12 protein-coding genes are annotated in these 16,094 nt (G+C 53.4%); 7 read left to right on the top strand and 5 right to left on the bottom strand.

Annotation, left to right across the window (positions count from 1 at the left end):
- Nucleotides 1-99: 99 nt before the first annotated feature.
- The 4 genes from CCALI_RS03520 (at nt 100) to CCALI_RS03505 (ending at nt 6,857) form a co-directional block, all read left to right on the top strand.
- The gene (locus CCALI_RS03520) at nt 100-1,221 is read left to right on the top strand and encodes a sugar phosphate isomerase/epimerase family protein (protein ID WP_016482098.1); all 1,122 of its coding nucleotides are present in this window, start codon (nt 100-102) and stop codon (nt 1,219-1,221) included.
- 26 nt (nt 1,222-1,247) lie between these two features.
- Nucleotides 1,248-2,567: a TolB family protein gene (locus CCALI_RS03515; RefSeq protein WP_016482097.1), complete on the top strand. Its 1,320-nt coding sequence runs from the start codon at nt 1,248-1,250 to the stop codon at nt 2,565-2,567.
- Between the two features lie 4 nt (nt 2,568-2,571).
- Nucleotides 2,572-4,095 (top strand): M61 family metallopeptidase, encoded by a 1,524-nt coding sequence (locus CCALI_RS03510; RefSeq protein ID WP_016482096.1) that lies wholly within the window; start codon nt 2,572-2,574, stop codon nt 4,093-4,095.
- 101 nt (nt 4,096-4,196) lie between these two features.
- The gene (locus CCALI_RS03505; protein WP_016482095.1) at nt 4,197-6,857 is read left to right on the top strand and encodes an MGH1-like glycoside hydrolase domain-containing protein; all 2,661 of its coding nucleotides are present in this window, start codon (nt 4,197-4,199) and stop codon (nt 6,855-6,857) included.
- A 2-nt stretch (nt 6,858-6,859) separates the two neighbouring features.
- Here CCALI_RS03505 and CCALI_RS03500 read toward each other — a convergent pair whose 3' ends face one another.
- Nucleotides 6,860-7,414, bottom strand: coding sequence for an HDIG domain-containing metalloprotein (locus CCALI_RS03500; RefSeq protein ID WP_016482094.1), 555 nt, complete (start codon nt 7,412-7,414; stop codon nt 6,860-6,862).
- A gap of 153 nt (nt 7,415-7,567) precedes the next feature.
- Here CCALI_RS03500 and cobA point away from each other — a divergent pair, with 153 nt between their 5' ends.
- The 3 genes from cobA (at nt 7,568) to CCALI_RS14795 (ending at nt 11,647) form a co-directional block, all read left to right on the top strand.
- The gene (gene cobA / locus CCALI_RS03495; RefSeq protein ID WP_016482093.1) at nt 7,568-9,160 is read left to right on the top strand and encodes a uroporphyrinogen-III C-methyltransferase; all 1,593 of its coding nucleotides are present in this window, start codon (nt 7,568-7,570) and stop codon (nt 9,158-9,160) included.
- 3 nt (nt 9,161-9,163) lie between these two features.
- Complete coding sequence (gene hemB, locus CCALI_RS03490; protein WP_016482092.1) at nt 9,164-10,159, top strand: porphobilinogen synthase; 996 nt, start codon at nt 9,164-9,166, stop codon at nt 10,157-10,159.
- Nucleotides 10,160-10,297: 138 nt separating this feature from the next.
- Nucleotides 10,298-11,647: a GAF domain-containing sensor histidine kinase gene (locus CCALI_RS14795; RefSeq protein ID WP_016482091.1), complete on the top strand. Its 1,350-nt coding sequence runs from the start codon at nt 10,298-10,300 to the stop codon at nt 11,645-11,647.
- A gap of 95 nt (nt 11,648-11,742) precedes the next feature.
- On the opposite strand, the gene CCALI_RS03480 is transcribed toward CCALI_RS14795, so the two are convergent.
- The 4 genes from CCALI_RS03480 to serC form a co-directional block, all read right to left on the bottom strand.
- Complete coding sequence (locus CCALI_RS03480; protein WP_016482090.1) at nt 11,743-12,525, bottom strand: 3-keto-disaccharide hydrolase; 783 nt, start codon at nt 12,523-12,525, stop codon at nt 11,743-11,745.
- Nucleotides 12,526-12,553: 28 nt separating this feature from the next.
- A complete protein-coding gene (locus tag CCALI_RS03475) occupies nt 12,554-13,387 on the bottom strand; it encodes a phytanoyl-CoA dioxygenase family protein (protein WP_016482089.1) in 834 nt (277 codons plus the stop codon).
- 198 nt (nt 13,388-13,585) lie between these two features.
- Complete coding sequence (gene pepV, locus CCALI_RS03470; protein ID WP_016482088.1) at nt 13,586-14,986, bottom strand: dipeptidase PepV; 1,401 nt, start codon at nt 14,984-14,986, stop codon at nt 13,586-13,588.
- A gap of 10 nt (nt 14,987-14,996) precedes the next feature.
- Entirely contained in the window at nt 14,997-16,094 is a 1,098-nt protein-coding gene (gene serC, locus CCALI_RS03465; protein ID WP_016482087.1) for a 3-phosphoserine/phosphohydroxythreonine transaminase, read from the bottom strand.

Here is a 16,094-nt window from a genome sequence, read left to right as displayed (position 1 = left end):
CGATCTGCTTGAACGAAGGCTCGAAGGGCTAAGCAGGAACTCTTCTTGCAGAGCGCGAAACATACAAAAATCTAGAATCCATAGAAGGGAACTTCCACGATGCGCGTTAACAGTGAGAACCTTGCATTGCTCTCTTCTCAATTCCGTGGCTATCTCGAAGGTGAGCGGGTAGACCAGTTTTTTGAGACCTATGGTATTCAGTTTTCGGCCGGCCATTGGTGTGCTGGCGGGTTCAGCGATCGGTTCTGCCGTTCCTATGCCGAAACCCCTCTCGATGAGAGCGCGGTCGGGCAGATCGCGCGTGTAGCGGAAGCCGGCATTAAGGGGATTGAGCTGAACAATGAGATGTTCCTGGATGAGCACCTGCAGATTGACGATAACGCCATCCGTACCGTTCAACAGGCGTTGCAAGCACATGGCCTGATCGCGACCAACATGAACACAAATATCTGGACAAGAGCGCGTTTCCGGATGGGTAGCATTACGAACCCCGATCCCGGACGTCGTCGTGAGGCGCTGGAATATTGCCTGCAGACGGTGGAGATCGCCAAGCGAGTCGGCACGCGCAGCGTGCAGCTGTGGCCCGGTTCGGATGGATGGGACTACCATTTTGAGGTGAACTACGGAAAACAGCTCGATTGGTTTATCGAAGGGTGCGTGGAGATCGCACGAAAAGCCAACAGCTACGGTCTGCTATTCGGCACCGAGGCCAAGCAAAAAGAGCCGCGCGAAGGCAACATGATCCTCAATACCACTGCGAAAGCAGCGCTCGTAGCTAAGACCGTGAACGAGACTTTGGGGACAACCGCTATGGGGGTGGTGATAGACTATGGCCATGAGCAGATGGTGGGTAACCAGCCCGCCGATAGCCTCTATCTGTTGAAGCGTATGGCAGTGCCCATCGCCAACTTCCATATCAATGCCGCAAAGTACAATTCGAACGACGAGGATCGCGTAACGGGCACCGACGATATCTGGCGCCTTGCCGAGTTCTGCTATGCTGCAGTGGATACGGGCTATGAGGGTTGGTTTGGTGAGGATCAATTTACCTACCGCATGGATCCCGTTCGAGCGATGCGGCTTTCCAAGGAGCTGTTTGCGAACGCCATGAAGAAGGCGCTTGCCATCTATTCCATACGTGATAAATTACAGCAAGCGCAGGAATCGGGGGAGGTGGCGAATGTGATTGATGTGGTAAAGCGCATCCTTACCTGCGAATAGTTGAGACAGTTATGGGATGGCTAACGATGCAGAGATATTCTCTGTTACAGAGAGGAGGCAGACAGCTCATTTGGCTCTGCCTCCTCATCAGTTGGGTGGGATGTGGCGTTACGAAATCTCCTAGCCAAAAGGCAAAGCTAAGCTCTTTGGGTTTCCGCGACATCGCACCCCGTTGGTCACACGACGGACGGTACATCGCCTTTTTGCGAGCTCTAACGAATGGGCAGTACCAGTTGTGCGTGGTGGATGCTAGGCTACACCATGTCGTTCCGTTATTGCGGCCGGAGATTATCAATCCCGACCGACCTTTTAATGCAAGTAGGGAGAGCTACAGCAGCCCCGATGGGCTTGCATGGTCGCCTGATGACCGTCGGCTGGCCATAGAGCGCACGGAGTGGTTCCGATTTGAGGATGGTGAACGGATGCCTGGCACTGGGTTGTGGTTGCTGGATATTGCGAGTGGTGCCCTTACCCCACTTGCATTGCATAAAACACCTTATCACTCCCTGTTCTACTTCTACCATACCCCCGTATGGTCGCCCGATGGCCGTTATATGGCGTTTGTTGGGGAGGGGGTCAACGGACAGAGAGCCATTTTCGTGCATCCGCTCCACGCCCATCAGCTACCGCAGGAGATTCCCCCACGTTTCGACGCCTATACCCAAAGCGATTGGCCTGTTTGGCGCCCAATGCTGCCCTCGCATGCCAACTCCCAACCTGTTTTGGCCTTTCGTCAAGGGATCGTGCATGCCCTTGCCGCGCCCAACACGGAAACGATACGCCGGCTTCAGCCCGGAAGTGCTCAGCTAGGTGCGGCTGCAGAGATCGTGAGAGTGCGCGCACGAGACTATCTGGCTACACTGCCAGCGAAGCAACGTTTTCCCAATATTGCTCTGCGGATCAGCGGCATCGTGTGGAGGCCAGACGGACGTGCGCTAGCTTTTGCGCTTACTCCTGACGCTCTGGATTTCCATCGGTATGAGATATGGACGGTAGATGCACAAGGTCGTCATCTAAGGCGCATTAGCCCACGCGATGGCAGGGGCTATTTTGCGCCCGAGTGGATCGGGCTCAACAAGGTGGGAGCGCTGTCACCGCATGGCTCACGCTTTGACGTGGTCGTATTTGATCTCAGTACAGGACAGCACTGGGTTGTAGGAACGATAGACAGCGCCGACATGGATTGGTCACCCGATCGGGCCTATATTGTCTATGCCACTGCACAAAACCGTCTGTTAGGTGAGAGAGGAACGACGTTGAAACTGCTAGAAACTGGGCTATATGCTGCGACGCAAGTGGCTTCGACGCGCGTTCCGCTAGGGAGGCTTTTGATCAAGAAGGAGTAGAGCGATGCGCATCCGTCGGCTTATCGGGGGGATTTTACTGTGCTATGGGCTGGTAGGAGGGATGAATGCGAGCGCTTATGCGGCGGCACCTTCCTCCCCTCGGGTAACCCTTACCTACTGCCTAAGGCCGATTTTAGATAACAACCCCTACTTGGAGGTCACTCTTCGTGTGCCCAAAGCACAAAATCCCTGTTTGCAGATGCCTGTGTGGTGTCCGGGAGACTATCATGTGCAGAATTTTGCCCAGTACGTTTCTCATCTACAGGCAGAGGATGAGCATGGTAACGCCTTAACGGTAAGACGGAGCGACGAAAACACCTGGCAGGTGCAAACCAACGGCGTGGAAGATACTGTTATCTCCTATCGGGTTTCCCAAGAGCCACCCGGCATTTTTTGTGAGAACGTGCAGATAAAGCCCGACCAAGTTTTTGTTAGTGGAACAGCGGCGTTTCTCTACGTGGTGGGAGAGAAAGAGTATCCTACACGGCTCGAGGTGGAGGCGCCAAAAGGATGGCAGGTGATCGTGCCGCTTGTATCTGATGAGACAGCTGAAGGGATTGTCTACTGTGCAGAGGACTATGATGCGCTTGCCGATTCGCCGATTCTCCTCGCTACGCCTGCTGACCTGCTTGTGCAGCAGTTCGTGGTGGATGGCATTGTCCATCGCGTGGTCTTTTTTGACCATCCACAGGAGGTGTCGGAGCCTCAGACGCTCACCAGGATTTTGCAACGCATCGTGCAAGCGGAAGGGGAGATAATGGGAGGTCTTCCTTATGCACAATACATTTTCTACTTCGATGTAGATGGGCGCGGGGGAGGATTAGAGCATCGAAACTCGGCGCGCTTAGTCTACTATCCTGAGGAGACCCTAACCGATTTCGCTGCTTTCGCCGCCCATGAGTTTTTCCATTTATGGAACGTCAAGCGGATTCGTCCGCGAGTGCTGGGCCCGTTCGACTACATACATCCACCCCACACGCGCAGCCTCTGGTTTGTAGAGGGCGTAACGGACTATTTCGCCTGGCTATCCATTTTACGCGCAGGCCTCATAACGCCCCAACAGTTTTTGGCCCATTGGCGGCGGGCTATTCAAAGCTATCTGGCCAATCCGGCTCATCTACAGGTAAGCGCTGAACAGGCAAGTTGGCATGTCTGGGATGCCGGGAACAGTGAAGGCTACGAGGGGCTATCCTACTATGATAAGGGTGCACTCATAGGTCTCTGTCTCGATCTTGAGTTGCGTTATGTGACGCACAACGATCGGAGCCTAGCCGATGTAATGCGACTGCTTTTATGTCGCTATGCTCCTCCGCACGCTGGCTATACGGCAGACGAACTGCGCGACGCTGTCAACGAAGTGGCTAGAACGGACTTATCTAACTTCTATAATAAGTTGACTCAAACGACTGAGGAGATGCCCTTTGGAACGTGCCTTGCTTATGCGGGGTTAGATACGGATTGTGAACCGATCTTGGGTGCTACGGAAGCAGCCGTCCAGCTTCGTGACGACTGGCTAAAGGGGCGTTAAAGATTTATTACGGCCGATCGCTGTCGGCATCGGTAGGAAATAGGGAACGGTTTGACGAAACATCCCAGAAGAATTAAAAAGCGTATTAGGAGTTCAGAAGTTTGAAACGATATGGGGTTGTTTGCTTTATTGTACTGCTTCTGATTGGCGGTTTTGGGTGGGAAGCAGAAGCCAGCGTTCCGTCAAAGCCTTTAGCTCACCGCGTATTTCCTACCAGCCGTTTTTCGATCGATAAGATTTTAGCGCGGCCTTACGATAGCACGGTTCCCTTCGGAGCCTCTGGGGATCGTGTTTGGGCTACAAGCCCGCAAGGATGGGCGTTTCGTGATGGGGTTCATCTTCTCTACATCACCAACTTAGACGCTTTTGACCTCGATATAGCCGCCGACGGTCAATCGTACATCGTACAAAAGGCGGCTTACGCTCCGAGCCATGTGCATATGGTGGGAGCCGTTGGGCAGTTGCTGAAAGCAAAGGCCTCGTTCACTTATATTATTGACAATGCGCAGAATCCGTTAACCCCGCCCTTCGTGCCGGAAAAGCGATGGACTTGCTGGTCGAGTGGGCACCGGGTAGACACCTATACGGTAGATCTAGGAGGCTTACGAAAGCTTACAAGCTTAGACCTCTACTTTTACAACGACGTCCCGCAAGGTGGCGGGTGTGCGCCGCCCGCACAGATGGAGGTCTTATTCTATCGGCATGGGCAATGGATTCCATGGGGGCACCTGCTGACCGATCTGAAGCCGGATAAAAACACCCTGCATTTCGACCCACCCCAGCTTGCTGAAAGGGTGGAACTGGTGTTTCATCATCGGGGAACGAACTGGTACACGGGACTATATGGTTTTGATCCACACTATGCACCAGACACGAAGCGACAGGCGTCTCGCCCTGTATTGCATATCGAGGGGGATAAGTGGATCACTCAGAACGATCTGCTCGTTGCCGAAATTCGGGTGACAAACCCTTCAGCAGCAGCGCATTCTGTATCCATCGTGATGTCATCCGGCTTAAAATCGGGCCCAGATCGCTTCCAAGAGGAGCGAAAAATAGATGGCTATCCGGTATGGTTGGAGGCCGTTGGGTTCGATGGAAGGCGAGAGGGGATTCGTTTTGCGGAGAAAATCCCCGCTAAAAAAACTCAACGTTTTCTTTTTGTCTGTGCGCTTGCAACTTCGCCCGCTGGTGCGCATGAGAAGCTAGAGGCTGAATTACACGCCCTTCATCCTTTAGCACAGCAAGTGGCAGCGTATCAGGGATGGTTTGACAACAATATCGCCTACTTTGCTTGTAGCGACCCACTCATAACAAAAATGTATTACCATCGTTGGTACTTGCTGAAGAAGAACAGCATGAACCCGCGCATGGGACACCTGATGTATCGTGCCTTCTCGGAAGGACGTTGGACTTCCGATTGGTACGCCAATGTGATCTCTTACGGAGCTGGGCACCAGATGTATGAGGCGCGCTGGTTGCGTGACCCCTCCTACTGTTGGGGACATCTGTTGACCTTTGTAAGCAATCCACGGCCAGATGGCATCTACCCAAGCCATGTAACCTTACAAGGGCAGCAGGGAGGGCAATACACCGACTGGATCACCTCTTGTGCTTGGGGACTGAATAAGGTGCATCCGAATAAGGCGCTTCTGGAGCGGATCGCCCCCATGCTAGAGCGCAATGTAGAGGGATGGCAAAAGGTTTACGGTTGGGGCGGCAGTCCGCTCTTAGTGGTGGATAGTCATTGGTGGACGGGAATGGAGTGGCAGCCAGCCTTCTTTTCGTTTGCCCACTATGAGACTGGGGGCGGAGCGGGCACCGACCCTAAATACATGACTCCGCTGCGTCGGGTAGACCTTACGGCTTACAACTACGGGAACGCAGTAGCGGTAGCCAAGATTGACCGATTGTTGGGGCGTAATGCGCAGGCAGAGAGGATGGAGCAGTTGGCGGATTCCATTCGTAAGGCTGTCATCGAAAAGATGTGGGATTCGAAAGACCATTGGTTTGTAGACCTACGGGCCTCAGATGATGCGCCTTCGTCGGCTTTGGAAGTGATCGGGCTGTATCCGTTTGCATTTGATCTTCCTCCAGCGGGTAAAGGCTATGAATCGGTTTGGGAAACGGCGTTGAACCCCAATCTCTTTTGGACGCCATGGCCGATCGCCTCTACGGCAAAGAGTTGTCCGGCCTACTCTCAAGATGGCTGGCCGGTTGGGCCTGGAGGAAGTGGGTGCATGTGGAACGGGCCAACATGGCCTCACGCCAATAGTCTAGTGATGCGGGCTATGGCCAATACTTTGCGCCACTATGCCCCTTGTGCACTTACACGCCAGAAGCTTTACGAGCTTTTCTACTCGTTTACAAGGGCGCAGTATAAAAACCAGAACCCTCTCTACCCATGGACGGGCGAGTTCTACAATGGGGAGACGGGGCAATGGAAGACCGATCAGCGGGATTACTTCCATTCCACTTGGCTTGATCCGTTGATTAGCGACCTTATTGGGCTTGTTCCGCGTGCGGATGAGGTTCTTGAAATTGACCCTCTATTGCCGCAGGGAGCGTGGAGTTGGTGGGTATTAGATGGACAGGCCTATAAAGGGCACGATGTTACCATCGCCTACGATGCGGAGGGGGGCCATATTGCAAGAGACTTTCGTGGGTTTGCCGTCTATTTAGACGGCAAGCAGATACTGCATACGGCCCAGCCGGTGCATTGTCTTTACGACATGCAGCGGCACAAGCTGTTATCACCTCCTTAGTCTCACAGTCCCAAGGTGGGAGCGATAGCTTGAAGAGCCTCAATGCAGTTGGCGATATGCTCCTCAAGGGGAATGCCAAGTTCGTCTGCTCCCCGCACGATATCTTCTCGGCTGACGTTTCGGGCAAAGCCGCTCTGGCGCATCTTTTTGAGCACGGAGCTCACTTCGACTTCGGCCAGAGTGCGGGAGGGACGAGTGTAGGCTACGGCTAGAATGAAGCCGCAAAGCTCATCTACGGCGTAGAGCGTTTTAGCTAGGAGGGTGTTACGAGGAATGTTCAGATACTCCGCATGGCCCCCGATTGCCTCGATCATCTCCGGCGGCCAACCCTGTTCGGCAAGCACTTTCATGCCGACGGTGGGATGATCGGGCGGATCAGGGTTTTTTTCATAGTCGAAATCGTGCAGAAGTCCGGTATTGCCCCAAAGTTCCTCATCCTCGCCGAATTTGCGTGCATAAAAGCGCATGGCGGCTTCTACAGCAAGCATATGTTTGCGAAGGCTTTCGCTCTGCGTCCATTCCGTCACAAGTTGCCAAGCGGCCTGTCGGTCATGCATAAAAAGTGATTCCTCCCTCTGCGAATGGTGGTTTGTTCAGATGATTATACTACCTGCTTCCATCAGAGAGAGGGGAATGCTCCACTTCGATGAGGCCACCTTCCTTCGAGCGAGAGAGGTATACTGCTTATAGTCCTACAAAGGAATTGAGGGGTGTTAGAGGCAGAAGAGAACCAAGGAGTTGTTTATCTGATTGGGGCAGGGCCTGGAGACCCTGGTTTATTGACGCTGCGCGGACGAGAGCTATTGATGCAGGCGGATATAGTAGTTTACGACAGATTAGTACATCCGGCTGTGTTGGATTATGCGCGGCCGGAAGCGTTGCGAATCTATGTGGGGAAGGCCAGTGCAAGGCATACCCTAACTCAGGAAGAGATTAACGCGTTGCTGATTCGTCATGCCCAGGAAGGCAAGCGAGTGGCTCGTTTGAAGGGGGGCGATCCTTTTGTCTTTGGGCGCGGTGGAGAGGAGGCGGAGGCTTGTCGAGCGGCAGGAGTTCCGTATATTGTGGTACCTGGAATCACTTCGGCCATTGCGGCGCCTGCCTATGCCGGAATTCCTGTAACGCATCGGGATGCTGCCTCCTCTTTCTGTGTGATCACTGGCCATGAAAGGGATGACGGTAAGGAATCAGGCCGACGCACGACAGGTTCTGCTGAAGGACGTAGGGACTGGGCGCGTCTGGCGCATGCCGCGGACACTCTTATTTTTTTAATGGGGGTCGAGGCGCTACCCGAGATCGTGGCGCGCTTGCAGGAGCATGGACGAGACCCACAGACTCCTGTTGCGCTGGTACAATGGGGAACTTGGCCCCAGCAAAGAGTAGTGAGCGGAACGCTAGCAGACATTGTGGATCGCATCCGTGAAGCGGGCTTAGGACCTCCGGCCGTTTGTGTGGTGGGTGAGGTGGTGCGTCTACGCGAGCGACTGCGGTGGTTTGACGATCCGCAGCGACAACCTCTTTTCGGTAAGCGGATCTTGGTTACCAGAGCACGGGAACAGGCAAGTAGCCTTGTGGAGCTGTTGAGGATACGCGGCGCCGAGGTGTTGGAATATCCTACTATTCGTATCGAAAGATTAAAGGATACGAACGAACTGGATAAGGCCCTGCAGAGCTTAAACGGCTATGCCTGGATAGTTATCACCAGCGTGAACACGGTTCCGGTGATCGCCGAGCGCCTTGAGGCGTTGCAGCTAGATGCACGTGCTTTCTCGATGACTAAAGTCGCTGCGATCGGGCCGGCGACGGCGAACGCTTTACGTGAGAAGTTGGGAATACGTGCCGATTTCGTGCCCACGGAAGCGGTGGCTGAGGCGCTGATAGACCAGTGGCCCGATTCGGAGATGAGAGGCAAGAGAGTGTTGTTGCCACGGGCACGAGAGGCGCGAGAGGTACTGCCAGAGCGGCTGCGTGCCATGGGAGCTATTGTGGATGTTATTCCCGTCTATGAGACGGTAGCTGTGAAGCTAGCTGAGGCTGTTGTGGAGAATTTAATGACGGGGAGTATAGACGCTATAACCTTCACCGCCTCTTCAACCGTAAAGAATCTCATGCAGGCCCTCTCTAGAGGGGCGGATGACCTCGAAGTCAGAGCGCGTTTACGTTCGGTATGCCTGGCAGCGATCGGCCCAGTGACCGGACAGACGTTGAAAGAGTATGGCTTTGAACCGACAATAGTAGCTGAAGAGCACACAATAGCAGGGCTTGTGAAAGCTTTAGAGAGCTACTTTGCACAGAGGGACTAGAAGATGGATAGACTGATCGAGCGTCCACGTCGGCTACGACGCACGGAGGCCTTGCGACAGCTTGTGCGGGAAACGTGGGTACAGCCAAGCGACCTTCTCTTCCCGATGTTTGTTACAGAGGAGTCGGAGAGCCGAGAAATACCTTCGATGCCTGGCATTTGGCGGTACACCGTAGACGACGTTTGTCGAAAAGTCGAAGAAGTAGTTCGTGTAGGTCTTAAAGCTGTGATGCTATTTGGCATTCCTTTGCAGAAGGATGAGGTAGGAAGCCAAGCTTATCAGCCGACAGGTGTTGTACCGCGTGCCATTGGTGCTTTGCGCAAAAATTTTGGCGATTCTCTTCTTATTGTGCCCGACGTATGCCTTTGTGAGTATACGTCGCATGGACATTGTGGGGTGGTTAAAGAGGGTGAAGTGCAAAACGACGCCACACTGGAGTTGTTAGCGCGTGCAGCCGTATGCTATGCGGAAGCCGGTGCGGATATCGTTGCCCCCTCAGATATGATGGATGGTCGTGTGGCTGCGATTCGTGAGGCGCTTGATGCGAACGGTTTTACGCAGGTAGGGATCATGGCCTATAGCGCGAAGTATGCAAGTGGATTCTATGGTCCCTTTCGTGAGGCTGCAGGAAGCGCTCCACAGTTTGGAGATCGACGCAGCTATCAGATGGACCCACCCAACCTTCGCGAGGCAATGCGGGAGATAGCGCTGGATATTCGAGAAGGCGCCGATATCGTGATGGTGAAGCCTGGGCTGGCCTATCTTGATGTGCTGCATGTCGCACGCGAGCGTTTCGATGTGCCTCTGGCCGTCTACAATGTTTCAGGAGAGTATAGCCTTGTGAAAGCGGCGGCGATGAACGGTTGGATAGAGGAGGAGCGCATTGTAGAGGAGATTCTAACGGCTTTCAAACGCGCCGGGGCCGACATCATCTTGACCTATCATGCGCTGGATTATGCCCGACGCTGGCACAAAATACATGGTGAAACCAAGTTGTAGGTAGGTTCCGTAGTAAGCTAGAGCGATCTTTTTCTCTTACGGCGTTCACAAAGAGATGGAACGTTTCTGGGGACGAATACGGTTTCTTAACTTAGTAGTCTTATTCGTTGGGGACAGGCAAAATAAGGAGTGAGTGAAATGGCGGAGACAACAGCGAAATCGCCTTCACAGGAGGGCTATTTAGAGAAGCTACTTGAGCTTGGTCAACTCATGAACTCAACTCTCGAGCTCAAGCAGGTTCTCGATATAGCGATGGAACAGGTGATCAAGTTTGTCGGGGCAGAAAGAGGGTTTATTCTTTTGGTAGATGTGGCCACCGGAAGGGTGTGGGGAGAGGCCATGCACCAGATTGATCGGTCGGCGCTTGAGGCTGCTTTTTCTGGGAGAGAAGGAGGCGACCAGGCGGAGATCAGCAAAACCATCGTCGAAAGCGTTCTAACGACACGACAGCCGGTGATCTCTTACAACGCGATGGAGGATCCGCGCTTTGCATCTCGTCAAAGCGTACAGTTTCACAACTTGCGCTCTGTGCTTTGCGTGCCTCTGCTGGTACGTGACAAGCTGCTCGGTGTTATTTATCTAGACAATCGTTTGAAAACGGGGGTATTTTCCGAAGAACATCTTCATATGTTGCAGGCTTTTTCCAACCAAGCGGCCACTGCTCTAGAAAATGCTCGCCTGTACGAAAATCTGCGCCGTTCCTTAGAAGAGCGCTTGCGCTTGCAGGACGAGCTCCATAAACAAGAGACTCGACGTTTGGCGATGGAAGAGGCCAATCGGCTGAAATCGGATTTCATCGGCTTCGTGGCGCATGAGCTTCGTAACCCTCTGACCACTATTCGTGGCTACATCCAGACCATTTTGGCAGACACCGATCACTCGCTGGATGAGGAGACCAAACAGGAGTTTTATCGAGCTATTGAGGCAGATGCCGATCGTTTGTTAGATATGATCAATGAGCTGCTCGACGTATCTCGTCTTGAAGCAGGCCGACCGCTGACCCTAGCGATTCGCGAGGTAGATATTCGCGCCATTCTAGAGCGATTGGTGAACCGTTATCGCTATTATAAGTTCTATACCGATCGTCATCAGCTTGTTCTCGATGTTGCTGAGGATGTGCCTCGTACCATTGAGGCAGACGAAGACAAACTCACCATGATCTTTTCGAATCTCATCAGTAACGCCCTCAAATACTCTCCCAACGGTGGTGAGGTGCGTGTTGCGGGGAGAAGAGAAGGGGATATGCTCGTAGTGCGGGTGAGCGATCAGGGGGTCGGCATGACGCGAGAAGAGTGCGCTCGACTCTTCCGTCCCTACGAGCGCCTTGAGCGAGAGGAGATTCGCAACATTCAGGGAACCGGTTTAGGGCTTTACTTGGTAAAGCACCTCGTAGACCTGCACAAGGGTACGATCTCGGTGGAGAGCGCACCTGGGCAAGGAAGTACCTTCACTGTACGTCTACCTATACAAGCCCAACAGGTTTCTTAGACTCTCTTCCATTTCAACGAAGGCATGGGGAGACAAGAGAAACCCCCTCCCTTGCACCGATAAGGGAGGGGGTTTAGACGTTTTGATGGTCCTGATTAATAGTGGGTTGCTCCATGCTCCGGGAGAGGAATGACCCAGACGTTGCGAAAACGCACTGGTGAACCATGGTCTTGAAGTAAAATGGGCCCTGGGCCGGGGTGCTCCTTGCGCCCGTAGGCAATGCCTGTCGGTTCTGGAATGATTGTGTTATTTTGTACCACAATCCCATTTTGCAGCACGGTAACGCGGGCATCTTCGATCTTTTTCCCATTGGTATCCCATCGTGGCGCGCGAAAGATAATATCGTAGGTTTGCCATTGCAGTGGAGGCTTGCAGGCGTTCAGTAGCGGGGCTGTTTGACCATAGACAGCACCGCAGTCTCCGGTACCAGGGTCGGGGATACCATAGGAGTCGAGCACCTGAATTTCGTAGAGGCCATAGGGTGCAACGCCGCTATTCCCTCTCTCCTGTCCATGGGCATTGGGCATGTACGGTTCCCAAAACTCGACGTGGAGATGGAAGTCGGTAAAGGTCTGTTTCGAGATGATATCTCCACCACGAGGCCTCATGGTGCCATGGTCGAAGATCCACTGTGCGGGTTGGTGACTACCACGGTAGACCCAGTTCTCAGCGATCTCGTTAGGCTTGCCGGTAAAGAGATAGACCACATTTTTTGCACCTGGTGGAGGTGGTACTGGGGGACTCTCTACCGGTTTGGGGGCCGTCTCTGGGGCTTGTTTCGGTAGAGAATGGGCGTGCATTGTCGCCAAAAACAGGCCACATAGGAGAGCTGGACCTAAAAGTCGTAATCCCACGTGTACAAGCTGTGTTTTGTTCATAAAAAGACTCACTCCCGAAATAGGTTTGTTACTCCTTTCGATAGACTAAGGGATTCAGTTCGCTTACAGCTAACTCTCCGGGTTTCACGCCGGGGAGCCAGGTTTCAAGATCAAGCCAACGATTTTTATTGTCGGGCTTCTCCATCACACGAACGCCGTCGGCGAAGTAGATGATCGTCATGACTTCTCGAACGCGATCGCTTTTGTTGCCAGGAGCGGAATGGAGAGTAGCACCGGCATGGAATGTGGCATCGCCTGCTTTCATGGCGCCTGCCGAGGTAAGCGGAAAGCCATGTTCGGCTACGAAGTTTCGAAAGTACTCCTCGGAGGTATCGCTAATCTCGAAGTGCCCGAGAAAACCTTGGGTGTGAGAGCCGGAAGCAAAGGTCATGGTGCCCATGGTCTCGTCGGCATCTACAAGTGGCATCCACATCGTAATCGTTTTCTCGGTATCGAGAGGCCAGTAGTAGAAATCCTGATGCCATGGAGTTGGGCCGCCACCTGCCTCTTTAAAGAGGGCTTGATCGTGATAGAGGCGCACGCCCTCAACGCCCATCAGCTCCGCGGCGATACGCGCAAAACGACGGGCGAGAACATATTTACGAACCCGCTCGTCTCGAACCCAGAGATTCATAATTTGAAGGAACGCTTTGCCATAGGTGTCACGTTGTTCGATCGGCAGATTTTGGGTGTTGTAGCGATAAGCTGCCTCACGGATGATAGGACCGTAAACAGCTATTTCTTCGGGCGAGCATACGCCTCGCAGCAGGATGTGGCCATCCCGTTGATACGCCTCTATCTGCTCTTGACGGAGTGGGTAGGGCGAGGACAGATCGGGTAGGGTCTCAGCTGACGTTATCATTTTTGCGCTCCTTTATAGGATATCATCCCTAAGATTCTCCATAAGCTTTGCTTTTTCCTACTTGCTTCGAATTCTGAACTTTCCACGAGGCCTTCCCCTCGAAAAGGGGCGAATAGCGAATGGGGAGTGGAGAGGAGCACTGTTCGCTATTCGCCTCCGCAGTATTGGGGCGAGCGGCACCGTGGGACGTGCAACGGTTTACTTCGCGAGTTCGTAAAGGGCATGAGCGTAGATTTTTGCTGCTTTCAGCACGGACTGAATCGCGATACGCTCGTCCGGCTCGTGAGCTGGTCCATCTTTTCCGTCGGGGAAAGCAGCACCATAGGCAACGGTACGTGGTGTTGCGCGTGCATAGGTTCCTCCGCCCATTGTGCCAGGTTGACTTTTCATATCTCCTGTTTCTTCACGATAGACGCGCAGAAGGGTTGCCACCGGTTCTTGATCAAGCGGTACGTAGAGGGGGGCGTGACCCTGGGTAACCTCGTAGCTCCATCCCTCCTTTTCCCAAAACGGACGTCCTTGATCCAGCAGACTATCTAACGGCCAGGTAACAGGGTAACGGATGTTATAGGTGAGAAAAACGCGTCCGCCCTTGTACTCCAAGACGCCGAGGTTAGAGGTGAGAGGTCCGGACACGTCGTCACGGTGGGCGATTCCCAGACCACTGCCGGCTGTATCTGAGGCGTGCACGACCCAATCGAGCCAAAGGGAGCGTTCAGGAAGTTCGAACTCGCACAAGACGCGGGCAAGTCGCACAATGGCATTGTCGCCAGCTGTGGGATGGCTGCCATGTGCCGATTTGCCGATAGCCTCTATTTTTATGCCTTCATCTGTGTGGTTGAACGTAATGTTACGATCCCAGTAGCGGTTTAGGAGGGTTTCGGCCTCACGTAGCGCTTTAGCGCTGCCGGCAAGGAGGGCGCTTGCATGATCGGGCACCATATTCGGACGGCGACCACCCTGGGCATAGGCAATATAGAGATCTGCGTTGTTATTTGGGAGGGGTTTGGAGAGAGTAAGGTTCACAATGCCTTTCTCTGCGTAGATAAGGGGGAAGGAGGCATCAGGGGTGAAACCGTAGAGAGGGCGTTCTTGGTTAGTGACATCGAAATAGTGATGCATGCAGCCAAAGCCGCTCTCCTCATTGCAGCCGAAGATAATCCGGACCCTGCGTCGAAGCGGCGAGCCGCTCTCCATGAGCGCTTTAGCAGCGAATAGCGCAGCATAGGTTGGGCCTTTATCATCGGAGGCGCCCCGTGCATAGATATAGCCATCGTGGATTTCGGCGCCATAGGGTGGGTAGTGCCAACCCTCTCCTTCAGGGACAACATCGAGATGCCCCAATACTCCTATATATTCGGAGCCTTCGCCAAACTCCGCATCCCCGGCATGTCCGTCAATATCGCGCACACGAAAACCGAGTTTGCGACTCAGTTCGAGAGTATAGTCTAAAGCCTCGCGAACGGCACGGCCATAGGGAGCACCGGGTTCCGGTGGGCCTTCTACGCTGGGGATGCGCAAGACCCCCTGAAGGGCCTCGATGATTTCATTCTGATGATCGTCAATCCAACGATGCAGTTTTTGGAGTGTAGGATCCATTTTTAGCCTCTTAGCTTGCTTTTGATGTGGGATTGGCGGCGAATGCATGGAGGTAGTCCGCAAGCGCCTGACAACCTTCTATGGGAAACGCATTATAGATGGAGGCGCGGAACCCTCCGACCGATCGGTGACCTTTTAGACCCTCCATTTTCCTCGCCTTGGCACCTTCTAGAAAAGCCGCTTCCCATTCTGGGTTTTTAAGTCGGAAGGTCACGTTCATGAGGGAACGATCGGCCTTTTGTGTTACGGTGGGGTCGTAGACATCAGGATGTGCATCGAGCGCATCGTAGATAAGAGCAGCTTTCTGACGGTTGTGCGCCTCGATCGTTTTCAGACCACCTTGGGCTTCTATCCATTTCATAACAAGGTTCATCACATAGATGGCAAAAACTGGGGGCGTGTTATAGAGTGAGTTTGCCTTCGCATGTGTTTTATAGGAGAGGATGGTTGGCACGTCGTCGGCCGCTTGTTGGAGGAACTCTTTTCTCGCTACCACGAGGGTAACCCCTGCGGGACCGGCATTTTTTTGAGCACCTGCATAGAAGAGGTGGAAGCGCGAATAGTCTCGTTCAAGCGCAAAGATGTCGGAAGAGCAGTCTGCCACCAATGGCACGCCGTTGGTCTCGGGTAGCGTATGCCACTCGGTTCCTTCGATCGTATTGTTGGTGGTGATATGAACATAACGTGCGCTTGGGGAGAGGTGTAGTTCGGTTGGGATATAGGAGTAACGTCTGTCTTCCGAGGTACCGGCAATATTTACGGTGCCGAAGCGTTTTGCTTCAGAGATGGCTTTAACGGCCCATTCGCCCGTATTGATATAGTCGGCCGTTTGACCGGCACGAAGGAAGTTCATTGGGAGCATAGCAAACTGGAGGCTTGCCCCTCCTCCCAAAAAAAGAACGTCAAATTCTTCAGGTGAGAGGCTAAGCACGGAGAGCACACGTTGGATCGTATCGTAATGAATGGCTTCATAGTGTTTGCCTCGATGACTGACCTCTAGAATGGACATACCGGAATTTTGTATTTCGAGGACACCTTTACTCGCCTCTTCGAGCACAGGTAGAGGTAGCATAGCAGGGCCGGCGCTGAAGTTATAGATTCTTTCCAT

Origin of the sequence: Chthonomonas calidirosea T49, from assembly GCF_000427095.1 — a bacterium.
In the GTDB taxonomy this organism is placed as follows: Bacteria; Armatimonadota; Chthonomonadetes; order Chthonomonadales; family Chthonomonadaceae; genus Chthonomonas; species Chthonomonas calidirosea.
This window is presented reverse-complemented; position numbering and strand designations above follow the sequence as displayed.